The sequence below is a fragment of the Amycolatopsis sp. WAC 04169 genome, assembly GCF_003947535.1.
GTDB classification, from domain to species: domain Bacteria; phylum Actinomycetota; class Actinomycetes; order Mycobacteriales; family Pseudonocardiaceae; genus Amycolatopsis; species Amycolatopsis keratiniphila.
This window is the reverse complement of the sequence record NZ_QHJI01000001.1, coordinates 163,760-183,315: the sequence shown is the minus strand read 5'-3', so window position 1 is coordinate 183,315 and position 19,556 is coordinate 163,760. Positions and strand designations below refer to the sequence as shown.

The window sequence follows — 19,556 nt, the reverse complement described above, 5'->3', positions numbered from 1 at the left end:
CTACTGGTCCGAAGTCCGTGAAGGCCTCCTTGAGGGACCCAGGGTCCCTCAAGGAGGCCTTCACGGACTGGGCACACAGGCGCGGCGTGATCAGAGACGTGACTCGCGTGATTGGAGGCCGCACTCGGGGTGTTCTGCCTCTGATCACGCGAGTTCCGCCTTCGGCCACGCGAGTTCCGCCGCTGATCACGGGCCGGGTCCGTGAAGGCCTCCTTGCCTACCCTGAGGGTAGTGAAGGAGGCCTTCAGTACCCTCAGAGATCACCACCTGCAGCTCACCTGCACCGGCAACCACAGCAATCACCACGGCGGCGCGTGAAGGCCCGCATCACTCGGCTCAGCCGAGGAAACTCCTTCCCCCAGTACATGAAGGCCCCTTTCCTCGCGCCAGGCGCAAGGAAAGGGGCCTTCATGTACTGGGGTGCCCAAGCCAGTGGTCGTGAGTGGCGTTTCGGGTTCTAACCCGAAACGCCACTCACGACCACCTGTACCGGTCAGCCCTTGTTCTCGTGCAGGGCCGTCAGCGACGCCCGGGCGATCGCGTGACCGAAGAGGTTGAAGCCGAGGAAAGCCGGCGTAGCGTCCTCGCCGACGTCCAGTTTTTCGACGTCGACGGCGTGCACCGTGAAGATGTACCGGTGCGGCCCGTGTCCGGGCGGCGGGGCGGCGCCGAGGAACTGCTTCACGCCACCGTCCCCCTTCAGGGTGACAGCGCCCTCCGGCAGACCGGAGCCCGCCTCGTCGCCGGCGTTCGCGGCCAGTGCGGTCACCGACGCGGGGATGTCGAACACCGCCCAGTGCCAGAACCCGCTCGCCGTCGGGGCGTCGGGGTCGTAGCAGGTGACCGCGAAACTCTTGGTCTCCGCGGGGAAACCCTCCCAGGACAGCTGCGGGGAACGGTCCTCGCCGCCCGCGCCGAAGATCCCGGAGAGCTGCGGCGTCGGCAGGAAGCCGCCCTCCTCGATGTCGGTGCTGCTCAGGGTGAAGGCAGGCAGATCGGGCAGGAAGTCGTACGGATCGGGTGCCTGCGGCATGCGTCCTCCTGGTCGTTGAACAGATGACGAAGTCAGGTTATGACCCCGAGGACCCCGGCGCGGGTTCAGGGACGAATCCGGGGGTTACCCCTATGTCCAACCCGTCGCGTTGCCCTTAGCGTCGAGCTACACGAAAACCTGCTCTGGAGGGACTCAAGACCATGGCGCGCCCACTCCTCGCGATCGGAGGCATCGCGTTGATCGGCGTCGGTGTCCTCACCGGCCTCGGCTGGTGGTGGCCGTCCGGCGCGGAGGCCACCTCGGAGGTGACCCAGCCGATCCGCAGCGTGCGGATCGACAACGACGAGGGCCGGGTCAAGATCCGCGCCGGCGAAGGGCCGGTCCGGATCCACCAGGAGTTCCAGTACCGCTGGAACAAGCCGGGCGACGCGTTCCGCGTGGAAGGCGACACGCTGATCCTGGCCGGGTGCGGCACCGCCTGCGAGGTCGGCTACGACGTGGTGGTCCCGGCCGGTGTCCCCGTCTCGGGCAAGCTGAACTCGGGAGCGCTCGACGTCGCCGGAGTGTCCACTGTGGACGTCATGGTCGATTCCGGGGCCGTGTCCGTCGCCGACGTGCCGGGCACCGTCAAGGTGCGGTCCGACGCCGGCCGCGTCGAATTGGCGAACATCGGCCAGGCCGTCACCGTGCAGGCGGCTTCCGGTGCCATCAAGGGGGAACGGCTCGGCGGCAACGTCGAGGCCCGCACCGACAGCGGCCGCATCGAACTCGAACTGCTCAAGGGCGCGGACGTCACCGCGCAGACCGACAGCGGTTCGGTCGAAGTCACCGTCCCGCCCGGTGAGTACAACGTCACCGGCGGCTCCGGCAGCGGGAACCGCGACATCGACGTGAACCAGTCCGGTTCGGCACAGCACAAGCTCGATCTCAACACCGACAGCGGAAGCGTCAAGGTCCAAGCGGCCTGACCGAATTCATCGGGGGAATACTTTCTCATGGGGAACAAGGAGAAGCGCGTCCTCGGCGCGCTCGCTCTCGGCGCGCTGACCGCCTTCGGGATCGTCGGCTGCACAGGGGAATTCCAGCAGAAACTGAGTGACGGCGCGCCCGTCACCGAGCAGATCACCTCGATCCGGGTGGACGTCCCGGTCGGCGGGGTCACGCTCCGGGTCGAGGACGGCGCGCCCGTCTCACTTCGCCGCGAAGTGACATACACCGGCAAGAATCCCGGAAAGACGCACAGCGTCGAGAACGGCACGCTGGTCCTCGGCGGCTGCCAGCAGTGCGGCGTGGATTACGACGTCGTGGTGCCGCGCGAACTGGCGATTTCCGGGTCCATCGGCACCGGCAAGATCACGCTCGCCCGCGCCGCCTCGGTCGACCTCAAGGGCGACGTCGGCGATTTGAAGGTGCTGAGCAGTTCCGGGCCGGTCAACCTGCGTACCGGCACCGGCGACATCGAAATCGGGCTCGCGAAGCCGGGCGCGGTCACCGCGAACGCGGAGGTCGGCAAGGTCGTCGTCACCGTTCCCGACGGCGCGTACCAGGTCCGCGCGAAGGCGGAGGTCGGCAAGGTCGAGACCGGCGGCGTCCGGCAGGACCAGGCTTCGGCGAACCTCCTGGACCTCCAGGCAGGCACCGGCTCGATCACGGTGAAGCCCGCATGAAGACCGTCGCCGCCGTCGCCGCGCTGACCCTGCTTCCGCTCACCGCGCCGGCGGCGTCCGCCGCGTCCGGGATCGACTGGAAGCCGTGCGCGACCGAGTACGCGCCGACGCTGGAATGCGCGAACCTCCGCGTGAGCGGTGGATTTTCGATCGCGCTGGCGAAACTGCCCGCGACCGATCCCGCCCGCCGCATCGGTTCGCTGCTGACGAATCCGGGCGGTCCCGGTGGCGCCGGGGTCACCGTGCTCAAGTACGGCGGCCGCGGTTTCGCGCTGGACAAGCCGGAAATGGCCGAAGTGCGGCAGCGGTTCGACGTCATCGGATTCGATCCGCGCGGTGTCGGCGAAAGCACGCCCGCGATCACCTGCGGGCCGGATCTGCACGATCCGGCGGTCAGCCGGTTCCCGCGGAGCCGCGCCGATTACGACAGGCTCCTCGCGCACAACCGCGCGTCGGGCGAGGAATGCCTGAAGCGTACCGGGCGCACATTGTCCTCTGTGGACACTTGGCACGCCGCGGACGACATCGAGGCGATCCGGGCCGCTCTCGGCGAGCCGAAGGTGAACTGGCTCGGCGTCTCCTACGGTTCCGAACTCGGCGCCGTGTACGCGGAGAAGTACCCGGACCGCATCCGGACGATGGTGCTCGACGGCGCCATCGACCACTCGCGGCCGACCAGGCAGGCGGTCCTCGAAGAAGCCGTCGCGACCGAAGGCGCGCTCAAGGACTTCGCGAAGTGGTGCACGACGTCGGCCGACTGTGTGCTTCGCGGCAAGGACGTCCTCGCCACCTACGACGCCTTGATGCGGACGCCCGGTGGCGTGCCGTCGAAGCAGCTCGGGCGGAACGTGACCGCCGAGGAGATGGCGGCCGGGGTCTACGGCAACCTCATCCTGCCCGCGTTCTGGCCCGGCCTGGCGAAGGCGATCGACGCCGCGACGGCGGGTAACGCGGACGGGTTGCTGCCGTACTCCCAGCTCGACCCGTCCTACGGCGCGTATCGCTCGATCGGCTGTCACGACTTCGGCTCGCCGTTCACCTCCTACGCCGACATGAGGGCGATGCAGGGGCTGGTGAAGGCGCTCTCGCCGCACGGCTGGCGGTACTCGGAGTTCTGGGACATGGCGAGCGGCTGCGCGGGCTGGCCAGTGCCGTCCGCCTATCTGCCGCGACCGCAGAAGGTGACCGGCGCCGCGCCGATCCTCGTGGTCGGCGGTGAACGCGATCCGGCGACGCCGCTCGTTTGGGCGAAGGGGCTCGCGAGGAACATCGAGAATTCGACGTTGCTCGTCGACGCCGGGTACGGGCACACGGGCCTGCTGAACTCGGCCTGCGTGCGCACGGAAGAGACGAAGTACCTGGTGAGCGGCGCCACACCCGCTCCGGGCACGGTCTGCCGGTAGCCCGGGAACAAGACGACCGCGCCGCACGTTGAGCCGGGTACAAGGTTGAGTGAGGGTGACTCAAGTCCGGCTTGACGGAAGCCCCACCATCCCGATACAACTTGCGTTGAGCCCGCTCAAGGTGGGCGAGAACGTGCAGGTCACGAACTAGCAGGAGGATCACACCATGGCGCGAGCGGTCGGCATCGACCTCGGCACGACCAACTCGGTCGTCGCTGTCCTTGAGGGCGGCGAGCCGACGGTCATCGCCAACTCGGAAGGTTCACGCACCACCCCGTCCATCGTCGCCTTCGCCAAGAACGGCGAAGTGCTGACCGGTCAGCCGGCGAAGAACCAGGCCGTGACGAACGTCGACCGGACCATCCGGTCGGTCAAGCGGCACATCGGTACCGACTGGAAGACCGAGATCGACGGCAAGGCCTACACCTCGCAGGAGATCAGCGCCCGCGTGCTGATGAAGCTCAAGCGCGACGCCGAGGCGTACCTGGGCGAGACCATCACCGACGCGGTCATCACCGTCCCCGCGTACTTCGAGGACGCGCAGCGGCAGGCCACGAAGGAAGCCGGGCAGATCGCCGGCCTGAACGTGCTCCGCATCGTCAACGAGCCCACCGCGGCGGCGCTGGCGTACGGCCTCGACAAGGGCGAGAAGGAACAGACCATCCTGGTCTTCGACCTCGGTGGCGGTACGTTCGACGTCTCGCTGCTGGAGATCGGCGAGGGTGTCGTCGAGGTCCGCGCCACCTCCGGTGACAACCACCTCGGCGGTGACGACTGGGACGAGCGGATCGTCACCTGGCTGGTCGACAAGTTCAAGTCGTCCAACGGCATCGACCTCACCAAGGACAAGATGGCGCTCCAGCGCATCCGTGAGGCCGCCGAGAAGGCGAAGATCGAGCTGTCCAGCTCGAACTCGGCCAGCATCAACCTGCCGTACATCACCGTGGACGCGGACAAGAACCCGCTGTTCCTCGACGAGCAGCTCTCCCGCGCCGAGTTCCAGAAGATCACCTCGGACCTGCTCGAGCGCACCCGCAAGCCGTTCAACAACGTCATCCGTGACGCGGGTGTCGCCGTCGGCGACATCGACCACGTCGTGCTCGTGGGTGGTTCCACCCGCATGCCGGCCGTGTCCGAGCTGGTCAAGGAGCTGACCGGCGGCCGCGAGCCGAACAAGGGCGTGAACCCGGATGAGGTCGTCGCGGTCGGCGCGGCGCTGCAGGCCGGTGTGCTCAAGGGCGAGGTCAAGGACGTCCTGCTGCTCGACGTGACCCCGCTTTCGCTGGGCATCGAGACCAAGGGCGGCGTGTTCACCAAGCTCATCGAGCGCAACACCACGATCCCGACCAAGCGTTCGGAGATCTTCTCCACCGCGGACGACAACCAGCCGTCGGTGCAGATCCAGGTGTTCCAGGGTGAGCGCGAGATCGCCGCGCACAACAAGAAGCTCGGCATGTTCGAGCTGACCGGTCTCCCGCCCGCCCCGCGTGGCGTGCCGCAGATCGAGGTCACCTTCGACATCGACGCCAACGGCATCGTGCACGTCCTCGCGAAGGACCTGGGCACGAACAAGGAGCAGTCGATGACGATCACCGGTGGCTCCGCGCTGCCGAAGGACGACATCGAGCGCATGGTCAAGGACGCCGAGGCGCACGCCGAGGAGGACAAGCAGCGCCGCGAGGAGGCGGAGACCCGCAACCAGGCGGAGACGCTGGTCTACCAGACCGAGAAGTTCGTCAAGGACAACGAGGACAAGCTGCCCGACGAGCTCAAGGGCAAGGTGAAGTCCGCGATCGACGAGGCCAACGAGGCGCTCAAGGGCACCGACTCGGCGAAGATCCGCGAGTCCATCGAGAAGCTGAACACCGCTTCGCAGGAGCTGGGCACCGCGCTCTACGCCAACGCCACCCCGGGCGCCGAAGGTGCCGCCGGTGAAGGCGCCGCCGGTGCGGCGGGCGCGGGCACCGGTTCGCAGGCCAAGGCAGACGACGTCGTCGACGCCGAGATCGTCGAAGAGGACGAGAAGGACAAGAAGTGACGGGACGCTACGACGAAACCGAGGGCCGGGGCCCGGAGGAACCGGTGGTCGTGCGGGACCGTAGGCGGATCGACCCGCTGACCGGTGAGGTCCGCTCGGCCGCCCCGGCCGCCGAAACCCAGGATGGTCCGAAGCACGCCGCTCCGGCCGAAGACACCGTCGAACCGGAGCCCGCGGCACACGCGGGCCCCGGCCTCGGGGAGTCCATTGTGGACGACTCCGTGTCGGTGGCCACCGGTCTGGAGAAGGAGCTGGCGGAACGCACCGCAGACCTCCAGCGCCTCCAGGCGGAGTACGCCAACTACCGCAAGCGCGTGGACCGCGACCGCGAGCAGGTCGTCGTCGGCGCGAAGGCGTCGGTCGTCGGCGACCTGCTTCCGCTGCTCGACGACCTCGAGCGCGCGGAGCAGCACGGCGATCTGACCGGTGCCTTCAAGGCGGTCGGCGAGAAGCTGGTCGGGAGCCTGCAGCGGTCGGGCCTCGAAGCGTTCGGCGCCGAGGGCGAGCCCTTCGACCCGAGCGTGCACGAGGCCGTGCAGCACAGCACGTCTCCGGACGTCACCGGACCGACGGTCACCATGGTCATGCGCCGCGGTTACCGCTTCGGCGAGCGCGTGCTGCGTCCGGCGATGGTCGGGGTCACCGACCACGAGCCGGGTGGCGCCCCGGTGGACCCGCCGGTGGGCGGCGAACTGCCGCTCGAGGGCGAACTTTTCGATGAGAACAACCGCTGATCGGCGATACGGCGTGAAAGGAGGAGACGTTCGGTGAGTGCACGGGAATGGATCGGTAAGGACTTCTACCGTGAACTGGGCGTCTCCTCCGACGCCACCGCGGACGAGATCAAGAAGGCCTACCGCAAGCTGGCCAAGGAGAACCACCCCGACGCCAACGCGGGCAACGCGGAGGCCGAGAAGAAGTTCAAGGCGGTCTCCGAGGCGTACGGCGTGCTGTCCGACACGTCCAAGCGCAAAGAGTACGACGAGGCTCGCCGCCTCTTCGGCTCCGGCGGTCCCGGTGGCTTCGGCTTCCCGGGCGGGGGTGCCGGCGGCGGGTTCGACGTCGGCGACATCTTCGGCCAGGCGGGTCAGCAGCAGGGCGGTTTCGGCGGTCTCGGCGACATCCTCGGTGGCCTCTTCGGCCGCCGCGGCGCCGCGGCCGGTGCCACGGCGAACCGGCCGCAACGCGGTGCCGACGTGGAGACCGACGTCCGGATCGACTTCGCCGAGGCGGTCAAGGGCGCGACCCTGCCGCTGCGGCTGTCGAGCCCGGCGACCTGTTCCACCTGCGGTGGCAACGGCGCGAAGCCGGGGACCTCTCCGAGGACGTGTGCGACTTGCCAGGGCAGCGGGCTGGTCAGCCGCAGCCAGGGCGCGTTCGCGTTCTCCGAGCCGTGCCGCGACTGCCGCGGCCGCGGCAAGATCATCGACGACCCGTGCCCGGAATGCGCGGGCGAGGGCATCAGCACCCGCACCCGCACCCTCACCGTGCGGATCCCGCCGGGCGTCGCCGACGACCAGCGGATCCGGCTGGCGGGCCAGGGCGAACCGGGCCGTGGCGGCGCGCAGCCTGGCGATCTGTACGTCCGGGTGCACGTCGCTCCGCACGCGTTGTTCGGGCGCAAGGACCTCGACCTGACTATCACCGTGCCGGTGTCCTTCGCGGAACTGGCCCTCGGCGGCACGATCACCGTGCCGACGCTCGAGGGCAAGGTCTCGCTGAAGGTGCCGCAGGGTACGGCGAGCGGTCGCGTGCTTCGTGTGCGCGGCAAGGGAATCGCGAAACGTGACGGCTCGCAGGGCGATCTGCTGGTCACCCTGCAGGCGGCCATCCCGGCCAAATTGGACGACAAGGCCCGTGAGGCGCTGGAGGCCTACGCGGAGGCCATGGCCGACCACGATCCGCGACCGGAGATCACCGAACTTCTCGAAGGCAGGTGAGCACGATGTTCGGCGGGCTGCCGCACGGTGCGGACGAGGACACCCCGGTGTTCGTCATTTCGGTGGCGGCGCAGCTTTCCGGCCTGCACGCGCAGACCCTGCGGTCCTACGACCGCCAGGGTCTCGTGTCGCCGGGCCGAACGTCCGGCGGTGGACGCCGTTACTCGATGCGGGACATCGCGTTGCTGCGCGAAGTGCAGCGACTGTCCCAAGAGGACGGTGTCAATCTCGCCGGCATCAAGCGGATCATCGAGCTGGAGAACCAGGTCGACGCGCTTCGCTCGCGTATCGCCGAACTGACCGAGGAGCTCACCGCGGCGTACCTCGCCGCCGAACAGACGGCCGCGGCCGTGCACGCCTCCTACCGCAAGGATCTCGTTCCCCTGCGGCAGCAGACGGCACTCGTGGTCTGGAAGCCCAAAAAACGCACTTAGTCCTCTAAATGCTCCGGGCGTCAGCCCGGCATTTAGAGGACTAACTGCGTCACTGGCCGGGCACCAGGGACCGGATCTGCTGGACCTCGCCGGTGCGCGAGTCCTGGATCCGCTGGGCCAGCGCCTTCGCTTCGGGGTTCTTCCCGTCCTTCAGCTCGGTCCTCGCCAGCGCCACCCCGTTGTGCTGGTGCGCCACGAAGATGTCCGCGAAGTCCAGGCTGAACTCCGCACCATCCTTTTTGGACAGTGCTTCGAGGAGTCCCTTGTCGGTGAGCCCGTCGCCACCGTGGTGGTGATGCGCGTGCGGATCCGCCGAGCCCGTCTCGGGTTTGCCCCAGGCCTTCAGCCAGTTCCGCATGTCGGTGGTCTCGGTCTGCTGCGTCGCCTCGATGGCGGCGGCGAGATTCGTCAGCTCCTGCTTCTGCCCCTGCTTGGCCTTGACCAGCTTGACGATCTCCACGCCCTGGTTGTTGTGGGCGATCATCATCTGCAGGAACATCACGTCGGCGTCGTTGTACTCCGCGGACGCCCCGGCCGACTGGGGGACGGGGGAGATCGGGGCACCGGCGCTGGTGGGTGAGCCGTCGCCGGCCCCGCAGCCCGCGAGGGCCACGAGACCGGCGACGAGAACGAGGGCCAGCTTCACTGCCGCGTCCAAAGGGCGGGCGTGTTCGGCGGTTCCCAGCCTTGGATCGCGGTATGCGCCATCTGGCACCGGTAGGTCACGCCGCCGTAGGTCACCGTGCTGCCGACCGCGTAGGACGTTCCGGCCGCCCAGGTGCCGCCGGTGGGCGGGTTGCTGGTGCTGGTCGGCGGGTTCGACGTCGTGGGCGGGTTGCTCGTGGTCGGCGGATTGCTGGTGGTGGGCGGGTTGCCGCCGCCGATCTGCAGGTCGATGCAGCTGTAGAAGGCCATCGGCGTGTCCGCGATGTTCCAGATGGCGAGCACCTTCTGGCGGCCGCTGAAGCCGTTCAGGCTCACCGTGTGCGACGTCGGGTCCTTCGGCGCGGAGTTGTTCCCGCTGATGTCGGCGATCTTGGTGCCGCCGATGTAGTACTCGTAGTTCGTGGTCCGGTGGTAGGCGGTGAACTTCCAGTTGAAGGTCACGCTGTTGCCGACCGACGCGGCGGGCCACGGCTTCGACTCGTCGTTGAGCTCGGCGAATCCGGGAAGACCGCCGTTGCAGCTGCGGAGCCCCTTGGGGCCTTCGACGCTCTGCGGTTCGTAGACGATGGCACCGCAGCCGGAAACCTTGCCTTGGGCGCAGTTCGCCTGGCGGCTGGGCGGGGACAGCACATAGCCGTGGGCGCTGGCCACCTGCGGGATGGCGACGATGGCGATCGGGGCGAGGATCGCACCGGCGGCGGCTGCCACGAGCTTGCGTTTGACGGTCATGCCGGCTCCTGGGGATGGAACGACGGTGTTCCCGCGACGGGGAGCAATGTGGTCTAGACCATAAATCCGCCGGTGACCGTGGTCAATGATTCACTGACCTACTGCTGCGTCGAGCCCAGGTGGAACAGCCGATCGGCCTAATACGAACGAAGCATCGGCTCAGTCCAGGGTGAAGGGGTCGTATTTGATCCGCCCCAGGTCCGTGCCCGCGGCGAGCAGTTTCGCGATCGTCGCCCGGATCATCGACGGTGACCCGGCGACGTACACGTCGCGCTCCTTCCACGCCCCGCGCTGGGTGACCGCCGTGGCCAGCGTGCCGCGGTCGCCGCCGGTGATGGCGCCTTCCTCGGTCACCGGTGTCACCGTCAGCCAAGGGCAGGTGACGGCGAGCCCGCGGAGCTGGTCGAGGGCGTAGAGGTCTTCCGGACGGCGGCCGCCGAAGAACAGGTGCACCGGCGGGTTGTTCTTCCAGCGCGACATGTCGTCGAGCAGGGCGAGCAGCGGCGCGACGCCGGTGCCACCGCCGATCATCAGCAGGGGACGGCTCTCCGTGTGGTTCACCGAAAGCGCGCCGAGCGACGGGCCGAGGCGCCAGACGTCGCCGAACCGGGTGTGGTGGACGATCGCGCGCGAGACCCAGCCGCCGCGCACGGCGTGCACGTGGAACTCCATCGTCCCGTCGTCGTGCGGGGCGGTGGCGGGTGAGAAGTACCGCCACATCCGCGGCCGTTGCGGAACCTCGACGCTGACGTAGCCACCGGCCCGGTACGGGAGCGGCTGATCGGTGCGCACCTTGACGATGGCGACGTCGCGGGACACGACGCGGTGTTCGATGACGGTCGCCTTCCACCACGCCGGCCCGGTCTCCTTGCCGGCGGCCTCGCGCATGCTCTTCGAAATGACGCCGTACGCGGTGACCCAGGCGTCCTCCACCTCGGGAGTCCAGTCGTCCTTCAAGAATCTCTTCAACGCGGCGATCAGCGCGACGCCGACGGCGTCGTAATGGCGGCCGAGGACGTCGAACTTCCGGTGGTCCCGGCCGAGCTGGCCGAGGAACGTGGCCAGTTCGTCGGGCCGGTCCACCATCTGCACGACGTAGACGAGGGCGCGCAGCAAACGATTTCGCTGCGTCGCCATGTTGATCGGGAACAGCGCCCTGGCGTCGGGCGAAACGGCGAAGAGCGCCCCGTAGAAGTATTGGGACAACTCCTCGGACTTCGTTTCGACGGCGGCGAAACTCTCCCTGATGAGCTTGGCCAGCTGCACGGACTTGTCCGCCGTCGGCGTCTCGATCAAAGGCGGGACGGCGATCGGTGAAGATCTGGACGAACCGGGTGGATGCTCGTATTTCACTGTTTCGGCAGTCATGGGTGAACGATTTTCTCCAGTTGGATCGGGCATATTCTCCAGACCCGATGTCATCGTGCTCGTGTTCCCCCGAGGGTTCCCGACTGTATGCCCGAAAGTCGCGAAAGGGCCCGATAATGTTTGTTTCCCGCTCGATCGGAGCAAACGATATACGCGCCGTCAACCCCGTCTGGCACTAAGTAAAGGAAAGCGTGATCGGCCGATCGGGTGGCTTTCCGGGAATCGAATTCGCTAGTCGATGGTGAAGGGGTCGTACGCGATCTGGTCGAGCGCGCTGCCCGCGACCAGCATCCGGGACACTGTCGCCCGGATCATCGCGGGCGAACCGGCGACGAGGATCCGGTGCCCCGGCCAGGACCCTTGCTGCGTAACGGCTTCCGCGAGCGTGCCCTGGACGCAGCCGGGGGCTTCTTCGCCGCGCTCGACCACCGGGGTCACGGTGAGCCACGGGTTCGTGGCCGCGAGGGCACGCAACTCGTCGAGGTCGTAGAGGTCCTCACGCGACGGTCCGCCGTAGAACAACTGGACCTTCGGGTTCTCGCCCCACTGCGCGAGGTCGTCCAGAATGGCGCGCAGCGGCGCGATGCCGGTGCCGCCCGCGATCATCAGGACACCGCGGCCGTCGGTGCGGTCGACCGAAAGCCTGCCGAGCGGCGGCCCGAGCCGCCAGACGTCGCCGGGCTGCGTGTGGCTCACGATGGCGCGCGACACCCATCCGCCGTCGACCGCGCGCACGTGGAACTCGATGCCGCCGTCCTCGCGCGGCGCGTTCGCCGGCGAAAGGTAGCGCCAGAGCCTCGGCCGCTGCGGTACTTCGACGCTCATGTACTGACCGGGCTGGTACGGCACCGGGAATTCGGGCTGGACGCGGACCAGGGCGAGATCCCAGGTGAGCCGCCGGTGTTCGAGGACGGTCGCCGACCACGACGCCGGGTTGACGTCGGCCGCGGCGGCCTCCTGCATCGCGCGGGCGACGATGGTGAAGGCCTCCGCCCAGGCCCGTTCGACCTCGGGTGTCCAGTCCGGACCGAGGTGGTTCTTGAGCGAGGCGAGCAGTGCGGTGCCGACGGCCTCGTAGTGCCGCGGGATGACGCCGAACTTGCGGTGGTCGCGGCCGAGCTGGGTCAGGAACGGGACGAGGTCGTCCGGCCGGTCGACCATCTGCACGATGTGGACCAGCGCGCGGACCAGCCTGCCGCGCTGGACCTCCATGTTGATCGGGAAGAAGTCGCGGGTGGCGGGCGCGAGGGTGAACAGCATCCCGTAGAAGAACTGGGAGATCTCCGGGATGAAGGGTTCGGACTTCGCCCAGGTGTCCCGGATGAGCCGCACCATCGCGGTGACCGCGGGCGGGGCTTCGCGCGGCGCCGAAGACCGCGGGACCGGGCTGACCGCGTCGGCCGTCACGGGCTGGGAGTCGCTGATCGGGAAGCGCATACCGGAAGACAGTTCCCCAGGTTCACGAACGAGGGTCCACTGGAGAAGAATTCACGGATCATTCACCTCTCCGGTCAGTGGCTGTCGGGCCGGTCGGCTGAATTCCGGCTCGTTCGCGAGACTAGCCGCCGAGAGACCTTTTGCCCGCATCGTTGCTCCGGACGGGTGTACTCGAAACCGGTCGGCAGTGGGCGATCTCACGAGGTAAATAGTTGTCTTACGCAAGTGTCGCCGAATAAAGTTGTACTGTACAAGTAGCCAGGAGGGACCGATGAGCTCCGCGGACGACGCCAGGGTCGAGCTGATGCGTGAGCTGAAGGCCGCCTCCCAGCTGCAGCACGCCTGGATAATGCAGGCGTGGCAGGACGACCCCGGGCTGCATCCGGCGGCTGCGATGCTGCTGTCGGATCTCGCGAAGCACGGTGAGGCGCGGCCGTCCGAATTGGCCAAACGACGCTTTGTGGACCTTTCGGTCGTAAGTCGTCAAATCTCCCAGCTGTCCGCGGCGGGCATGGTCGACCGCCGTCCCGCCCCCGAAGACGGCCGCGCGTCGATCATCAGCATCTCCGAGCGCGGGCGTGCGGAGCTGGGGCGTCGGCGGGCCGGTTATCTGGAGTTCATGGAGCGCGCGCTCGGTGACTGGGACGACGAAAAGGTGCTCGAACTGACCACGCGCCTGGCGGAGATGAACGCCGATGTCCGCGCCGCCCTGTCCGTGCGGACCTGTGACGTCTGACCGGGGCCGTTGCTACCCGCCGGTCTTGACTGAACGGACCTTTCGTAGCGCCGTGACGCCGGTAGCGTCGTATCAGTGCGTAACCGGGTCGCATTGCTGGTCGCCTTGGGAATCGACAACTTCGGCTCGGGACTGTTCCTCCCGCTCGGGCTGGTCTTCGTCATCCGTGTGGTGGGTCTTCCCCTCGCTCAGGCGGGGAGTGCGGTCACTCTCGGTGCACTGGCGGGCCTGCTCGTCCCGGCGTTCGCCGGACGGCTCGTCGACCTGATCGGCCCGCGGACGGTGATGATCTGCTCCCACGTCCTGCAAGCCGCCGGCGTGAGCGCTTTCCTGCTGGCCGAAGGATTCGCCGGGGTCGTCGGGGCGTCCGTCATGCTCGCGGCCGGGCAGCAGCTGTTCTACAGCTCGCAGTTCTCGCTCATCGCCGACGTCGCCGGAGAAGGACCGAAGGACCGGCCGTTCGCCGAAGCCGCGATGGTCCGCTCCGCGGGCTTCGGGCTGGGCGGGCTCGCGGCGGCGGGGCTGCTCGTGTGGGTGGGGCGCGAAGGCCTCTATGTCGTCGTGATGCTGGACGTCGCGACCTTCGTCATCGCCGCGGCGATCCTCGCGACACTCGTCACGCCGGTCCCCCGGCACCTGCCGCGGTGCTCGGCGTCCGCGCGGGTCTGGCGGAACCGCCCGTACCTGGCGCTCATCGTGTTCAGCGGCCTCTTCGCGCTCACGATGGACTTCTTCCTCATCGGGATGCCGGTGTACATCTTCAACGCATTGCATGGGCCTCGATGGCTTCCCGGGGCGATCATCGCGCTGCTCACCGTCGTCACCAGTCTGGGTGGAGTCGTCGGGCTGCGGCTGACCAGGAAGCTGACCCGGATCGCCGCGATGCGCGTGGGTTCGGCGTTGTTCGCGGTGTGGTGCCTGGCTTGCCTGATGGTGGTCTTCGTGCCGAAGGTGTTCCAGCCGGTTTACCTGCTCGGCGCGACCCTCGTGCTGGCCGCGGGCGATCTCGCCTTCGGTCCGCGCTCCGGGGCGCTCGCCGAAGCGGCGGCGCCACCGGAGGCGCGAGGCCGGTATCTGGCGGCCTTCCAATACGCGTTCACGCTCGCCGCGGTGATCGCTCCGGCCGTCGTCGCGCTGTTCTCCGTGGCAGTCTGGATCCCGTGGGTGCTCGTGGCCGCGTGCGCCTGCACGGCCGTCGTCGGCCTCGGCCGGGTGGGTCCGCGCCTGCCCGCGGAGGCCGTCTCGCCGACCGGGCGCTGAACTTTCTCAAGTTGAGCGGAACAGACTCAACTTTTCTGACGTTGTACCTGTCGACAGGATTTGGCAGGACCTAGTACGAGGTGAGGGATGGACGCTTTCAACCCGACCACGAAGACCCAGCAGGCGATCTCGTCGGCGGCGCAGGCGGCCACGATGGCGGGGAACCCGCACGTGGCGGCCGCGCACCTGCTCGGCGCCCTGCTGGCGCAGGGTGAGGGGCTCACCGCACCGCTGCTGACCGCGGTCGGGGCCGATCCGGCGCAGGTGCACAAGGAGCTGGAGCCGCTGATCGCGGCGTTGCCGTCGGCGACCGGCGCCACCGTGTCGAGCCCGCAGTTCGACACGAACGCCGTCAAGGCGCTGACGCACGCGCAGAAGCTCGCGACCGAGCTCGGCGACGAGTACGTCTCGACGGAGCACCTCCTCGTCGGCCTCGCCACCGAAGGCGGGCCGGTGGCCGAGCTGCTCAAACGGCACGGCGCCACCCCGGACGCGCTGCGCGACGCGTTCGCCAAGGTGCGCGGCTCCGCGCGGATCACCAGCGCGGATCCCGAAAGCACGTTCAAAGCGCTGGAGAAGTACGGCGTCGACCTGACCGAGCGCGCCCGTGCCGGCGAGCTGGACCCGGTGATCGGCCGCGACACCGAGATCCGCCGCGTGGTGCAGGTGCTCTCGCGCCGCACCAAGAACAACCCGGTGCTGATCGGCGAGCCGGGCGTCGGCAAGACGGCCATCGTCGAAGGGCTCGCCCAGCGCATCGTCGCCGGTGACGTGCCGGAGTCGCTGCGCGGCAAGCGCGTGGTGGCGCTGGACCTCGGCTCGATGGTCGCGGGCGCCAAGTTCCGCGGCGAGTTCGAAGAGCGGCTGAAGGCCGTGCTCAAGGAGATCACCGACTCCGCGGGCGAGGTCGTCACCTTCATCGACGAGCTGCACACCATCGTCGGCGCCGGCGCGACCGGTGAGGGCGCGATGGACGCGGGCAACATGATCAAGCCGATGCTCGCCCGCGGCGAACTGCGGATGGTCGGCGCGACCACGCTCGACGAGTACCGCGAGCACATCGAGAAGGACGCCGCGCTGGAGCGGCGCTTCCAGCAGGTGCTGGTCGGCGAACCGTCCCCCGAGGACACCATCGCCATCCTGCGCGGGCTCAAGGAGCGGTACGAGGTGCACCACGGTGTGCGCATCACCGACGCCGCGCTGGTCGCCGCCGCGACGCTGTCCGACCGCTACATCACCGCCCGGTTCCTGCCGGACAAGGCGATCGACCTGGTCGACGAGGCCGCCTCGAAGCTCCGCATGGAGATCGACTCGCGGCCCGTCGAGATCGACGAGGTCGAGCGCGCCGTGCGGCGTATGGAGATCGAAGAAATGGCATTGTCCAAAGAGGACGATGCCGCGTCCAAGGAGCGTCTCGCCGCGCTGCGCTCGGAACTGGCCGAAAAGCGGGAAACGCTGACCGCGCTGACCGCGCGCTGGCAGAACGAGAAGGGCTCGATCGAACGCGTCCGCGAACTCAAGGAGCAGCTGGAGCAGCTGCGCGGCGAGTCCGAACGCGCCGAACGCGACGGCGACCTCGGCAAGGCCGCCGAACTCCGCTACGGCCGGATTCCCGCGCTGGAGAAGGAGTTCCAGGCCGCGACCGAGGCGAACGAGGTCAGCCAGCAGAACGTCATGCTCAAGGAGGAGGTCAGCGCGGACGACGTCGCCGACGTGGTCAGCGCGTGGACCGGCATCCCGGCCGGGCGGCTGCTGGAAGGCGAGACGGGCAAGCTGCTCCGGATGGAGGAGGAGCTCGGCAAGCGGGTCGTCGGGCAGAAGGAGGCCGTGCAGGTCGTCTCGGACGCGGTGCGCCGCACCCGGGCCGGCGTCGCCGACCCTGACCGGCCGACCGGTTCGTTCCTGTTCCTCGGCCCGACCGGTGTCGGCAAGACCGAGCTGGCGAAGGCGCTGGCCGAGTTCCTGTTCGACGACGAGCGCGCGATGCTGCGGATCGACATGAGCGAGTACGCCGAGAAGCATTCGGTGGCGCGCCTGGTCGGGGCGCCGCCGGGCTACGTCGGCTACGACCAGGGCGGGCAGCTGACCGAGTCGGTGCGCAGGCGGCCGTATTCGGTGGTGCTGCTCGACGAGGTCGAGAAGGCGCACCCGGACGTGTTCGACGTGCTGCTGCAGGTGCTCGACGACGGACGGCTCACCGACGGCCAGGGCCGCACGGTCGACTTCCGCAACACGATCCTGGTGCTGACGTCGAACCTCGGCTCGCAGGCCATCGCCGACCCGGCGCTCGACGAACGTCAGCGCAACGACGCGGTGATGTCGGTGGTGCAGCGGCAGTTCAAACCGGAGTTCCTGAACCGGTTGGACGACATCGTGGTCTTCCACGCGCTGGGCACCGACGAGCTGACGTCCATTGTGGACATCCAGATCGAGCGGCTCGCCACGCGGCTTTCGCGGCGCCGCCTGACGCTGGAGGTCACCGACGGGGCACGCGAGTGGCTCGCGCTGAACGGCTTCGACCCGATCTACGGCGCGCGGCCGCTGCGGCGGCTCGTGCAGTCGGCGATCGGCGACAAGCTGGCGAAGCAGTTGCTGGCCGGTGAGATCCGGGACGGCGACACGGTCCGGGTGGACATCCCGGCCCAGGAGGCGTCGGAAGCCCTGACGGTCACGCGGGTGGACTGAGGCCTCGTGAGTGGCGAGGACGGTTAGAACCGTCCTCGCCACTCACGACCTGCGGCACCGGCGGATCACGCGAGTCACGCGGAACCGCTATGAACGGTCCGTTCCTTGCAAATTTCGCAAGGAACGGACCGTTCATGGCATTGGCGACACAGCGATTTGTCGACCTTTCCCTGCGTCTTTCGTGGTCTTTCCCGGCCCCCGCACCGAAAGGGGCGCGCGACACGGCGCCCGGCGATCACATCCGGTGAGGGCAGGGGGATACCCTGACCGTCGTGGGTATTCCGGCGTGGATCTGGTTCGTCATCGCCGCCGTCGCCTTGGTGGCGGGGCTGGCGCTGCTCGCGGCCGACCGGGCGAAGGAGGGCTCGCGCAATCGCGAGCGCATGCGCTGGGCCGAGCTGCGCGGCTGGCAGTTCGTCGAAGAGGACGAGCGGTTGCCGCGGCAGTGGTCCAACGGCGCGATCGGCTACTTCGGCGCGCAGCTGGCGGTCAACGTCGTGGCCGGGTCCACCTTCACCTCCGACGGGCGGCGCCCCGTCTTCATCTTCGACATCGAGACCGAGGGCCAGATCCCGGCGGTCGTGGTCGCCGTGCGCTGCAACCGCGAGCACGAGACGCCGCTGGAGATGTGGCTGTCCAGCGTGCCGTTCCAGCGCCAGGACATGCCCGAGATGCTCGGCCCGATCGGTCAGCGCTACGCCTTCGCGGACGATTCCGAGGGCGCCCGCAAGGTGATCACGCAGGAACTCGTCGACGCGGCGGACTCGCTCGGCGGCGACGTCGGCGTGGCGTGGCTGGAGAACGAGTGGGTGCTCGCGAGCGTCGCCCCGAACGCCGGGCCGTCGCGGCTCGAGCGGCTGCTGCGCGACCTCGGCGAGATCGCCGACATCGTGGACCCGTTCGACGAGGAGTACGACAACGCCTCGACCCCGGGCCGCCACTGGCAGGCCGAGACCCCGGACGACATCGAGCCCGGGAATTAAGACCGCTTGAGCTCCAGGGGGAGTGCCCCGGCGGTGTAGCCGGTGTGCGACGGCTGACCGAGCAGGGTCAGGTCGAGCGTCCCGGACTGCGTCACATGTCCCGCCTGCGCCGGATCGGCGGTGGGCAGGACCCCGCGCACGGACGACGTCGTGGCGCCGCGCACGGACGCGACCTCGCCGATGCCGAGGTCGCCGCTGATCGTGTGCGAACCGGAGCCCGCGAGCCCGCCTCGGTGTTGCGCCAGATCCACGCCCTGTCCGGTGGTCACCAGCCCGGTCCCCGGGCCGATGTTGCCGCCGAGGGCGTGCTCTTGGCCGAAGGCGGTGCCCGAGCCGACGTCCAGCGGAAGAACGCCCTTGAACCGGCCGTTGCCGTGCTGCGCCGACGTCGTCCCGACGGCCGCGAGGTCGCCGACGTCGACCGCGTGCCCGGACGATCGCCCGGCCTCCAGCACGCCACCGAGGTCGCCGGAGAATCCGCCGTCGAGCCGGACGGCGCGGTCCAGGGTGCCGGCGGCTCGCTGGTCGGTCTCGTTGATCACGCCGACCCCGGACAGCGGGCGGACGGCGTGATAGGTCCCCTCGGCCGCGCGGAGACCGCGGCCGTCCTGGGAGACGAACGTCGGGACGCCGGTACGCGGGTCGAGCGCGACCTCGGTCAGCCGGGAGCCGGTCCGCTCCAGTTCGGTCTCGTTCCCGGCGACGACACTGCCGTAGCGGTCGACCTTCACGGCTTCGCGCTGACCTTGTTTGAGGGTCTCGGTGGTCTTCGCCGCGCCGAGCGCGCCGACCTTGTCCGGGCGGGCGGTGACACTCTCGCGGGTCTCGACGGTCTCGCTCACCGAGCGGCGAACGTCCGCGACGACCTTCGCGTCGCCGAGGTCCTTGCCGAAGACGTTCCGTTCGGTGTTGGTCAAGAAGCCGCGAAAGACGGACGTGTCACCTTCGGTGGTGAAGCCGGCTCCGCGGTCGAGGCTGCCTTCGCGCTGGTGGTCGAGGGGCAGCGGGATCGACGGATCTGTCTGGGTGGCGATCGCGGTGGCCGGGCCGGCGAGGAACAGCGCCAGCGGCGCCGCGCCGACCGCGACTTTGGGCAGGTAGCTCGGCTTTCGCCTGCTGTGCTTCCCCATGGGGGCGGACGATACTTCCCGACTCCGGCCATTGCACGTCAAATCCCCACGGTGGGTGACCCCCACACCCGGCTCATCCGAGCGTC

17 protein-coding genes are annotated in these 19,556 nt (G+C 68.7%); 11 read left to right on the top strand and 6 right to left on the bottom strand.

The features are described from left to right. Positions 1-493: 493 nt before the first annotated feature. Positions 494-1,033, bottom strand: coding sequence for a YbhB/YbcL family Raf kinase inhibitor-like protein (locus tag DMC61_RS00905; RefSeq protein WP_125686062.1), 540 nt, complete (start codon positions 1,031-1,033; stop codon positions 494-496). A gap of 161 nt (positions 1,034-1,194) precedes the next feature. Here DMC61_RS00905 and DMC61_RS00900 point away from each other — a divergent pair, with 161 nt between their 5' ends. The 7 genes from DMC61_RS00900 (at position 1,195) to DMC61_RS00870 (ending at position 8,476) form a co-directional block, all read left to right on the top strand. Continuing rightward, positions 1,195-1,962 (top strand): DUF4097 family beta strand repeat-containing protein, encoded by a 768-nt coding sequence (locus DMC61_RS00900; RefSeq protein WP_125686060.1) that lies wholly within the window; start codon positions 1,195-1,197, stop codon positions 1,960-1,962. Between the two features lie 27 nt (positions 1,963-1,989). Next, positions 1,990-2,661 carry a DUF4097 family beta strand repeat-containing protein gene (locus DMC61_RS00895; protein ID WP_125686058.1) on the top strand — a complete coding sequence of 224 codons (672 nt, stop codon included), beginning with the start codon at positions 1,990-1,992 and terminating at the stop codon, positions 2,659-2,661. Further along, entirely contained in the window at positions 2,658-4,064 is a 1,407-nt protein-coding gene (locus tag DMC61_RS00890) for an alpha/beta hydrolase (RefSeq protein WP_125686056.1), read from the top strand. Before DMC61_RS00895 ends, DMC61_RS00890 begins: the two co-directional genes overlap by 4 nt. Before the next feature lie 166 nt (positions 4,065-4,230). Continuing rightward, positions 4,231-6,102: a molecular chaperone DnaK gene (dnaK, locus tag DMC61_RS00885; RefSeq protein ID WP_016338148.1), complete on the top strand. Its 1,872-nt coding sequence runs from the start codon at positions 4,231-4,233 to the stop codon at positions 6,100-6,102. After that, the gene (gene grpE / locus DMC61_RS00880) at positions 6,099-6,836 is read left to right on the top strand and encodes a nucleotide exchange factor GrpE (RefSeq protein ID WP_016338147.1); all 738 of its coding nucleotides are present in this window, start codon (positions 6,099-6,101) and stop codon (positions 6,834-6,836) included. Before dnaK ends, grpE begins: the two co-directional genes overlap by 4 nt. A gap of 33 nt (positions 6,837-6,869) precedes the next feature. Next, a complete protein-coding gene (dnaJ, locus tag DMC61_RS00875; RefSeq protein ID WP_016338146.1) occupies positions 6,870-8,042 on the top strand; it encodes a molecular chaperone DnaJ in 1,173 nt (390 codons plus the stop codon). A gap of 5 nt (positions 8,043-8,047) precedes the next feature. Then, positions 8,048-8,476: a heat shock protein transcriptional repressor HspR gene (locus tag DMC61_RS00870; RefSeq protein WP_125687058.1), complete on the top strand. Its 429-nt coding sequence runs from the start codon at positions 8,048-8,050 to the stop codon at positions 8,474-8,476. A 49-nt stretch (positions 8,477-8,525) separates the two neighbouring features. Here DMC61_RS00870 and DMC61_RS00865 read toward each other — a convergent pair whose 3' ends face one another. The 4 genes from DMC61_RS00865 to DMC61_RS00850 form a co-directional block, all read right to left on the bottom strand. Then, positions 8,526-9,122, bottom strand: a complete 597-nt coding sequence (locus DMC61_RS00865; RefSeq protein WP_125686054.1) for a DUF305 domain-containing protein — start codon at positions 9,120-9,122, stop codon at positions 8,526-8,528. Continuing rightward, positions 9,119-9,871 carry a lytic polysaccharide monooxygenase gene (locus DMC61_RS00860; protein WP_125686052.1) on the bottom strand — a complete coding sequence of 251 codons (753 nt, stop codon included), beginning with the start codon at positions 9,869-9,871 and terminating at the stop codon, positions 9,119-9,121. The genes DMC61_RS00865 and DMC61_RS00860 overlap by 4 nt, the downstream gene beginning before the upstream one ends. Positions 9,872-10,030: 159 nt before the next feature. Then, positions 10,031-11,239 carry a globin domain-containing protein gene (locus tag DMC61_RS00855; RefSeq protein WP_370456380.1) on the bottom strand — a complete coding sequence of 403 codons (1,209 nt, stop codon included), beginning with the start codon at positions 11,237-11,239 and terminating at the stop codon, positions 10,031-10,033. Between the two features lie 231 nt (positions 11,240-11,470). Beyond that, positions 11,471-12,676 (bottom strand): globin domain-containing protein, encoded by a 1,206-nt coding sequence (locus DMC61_RS00850; RefSeq protein ID WP_016338141.1) that lies wholly within the window; start codon positions 12,674-12,676, stop codon positions 11,471-11,473. A gap of 271 nt (positions 12,677-12,947) precedes the next feature. Here DMC61_RS00850 and DMC61_RS00845 point away from each other — a divergent pair, with 271 nt between their 5' ends. The 4 genes from DMC61_RS00845 to DMC61_RS00830 all read left to right on the top strand — a co-directional run bounded on the left by DMC61_RS00845 (position 12,948) and on the right by DMC61_RS00830 (position 18,340). Then, positions 12,948-13,412 carry a MarR family winged helix-turn-helix transcriptional regulator gene (locus DMC61_RS00845; protein WP_016338140.1) on the top strand — a complete coding sequence of 155 codons (465 nt, stop codon included), beginning with the start codon at positions 12,948-12,950 and terminating at the stop codon, positions 13,410-13,412. 75 nt (positions 13,413-13,487) lie between these two features. Continuing rightward, positions 13,488-14,672, top strand: coding sequence for an MFS transporter (locus DMC61_RS00840; RefSeq protein WP_125686050.1), 1,185 nt, complete (start codon positions 13,488-13,490; stop codon positions 14,670-14,672). A gap of 87 nt (positions 14,673-14,759) precedes the next feature. Beyond that, the gene (gene clpB, locus DMC61_RS00835) at positions 14,760-17,357 is read left to right on the top strand and encodes an ATP-dependent chaperone ClpB (protein ID WP_016338138.1); all 2,598 of its coding nucleotides are present in this window, start codon (positions 14,760-14,762) and stop codon (positions 17,355-17,357) included. Positions 17,358-17,629: 272 nt separating this feature from the next. Beyond that, positions 17,630-18,340 carry a hypothetical protein gene (locus DMC61_RS00830; protein ID WP_125686048.1) on the top strand — a complete coding sequence of 237 codons (711 nt, stop codon included), beginning with the start codon at positions 17,630-17,632 and terminating at the stop codon, positions 18,338-18,340. Here DMC61_RS00830 and DMC61_RS00825 read toward each other — a convergent pair. Beyond that, positions 18,337-19,470, bottom strand: a complete 1,134-nt coding sequence (locus tag DMC61_RS00825; RefSeq protein WP_125686046.1) for a hypothetical protein — start codon at positions 19,468-19,470, stop codon at positions 18,337-18,339. The genes DMC61_RS00830 and DMC61_RS00825 overlap by 4 nt on opposite strands. Between the last annotated feature and the right edge of the window lie 86 nt (positions 19,471-19,556).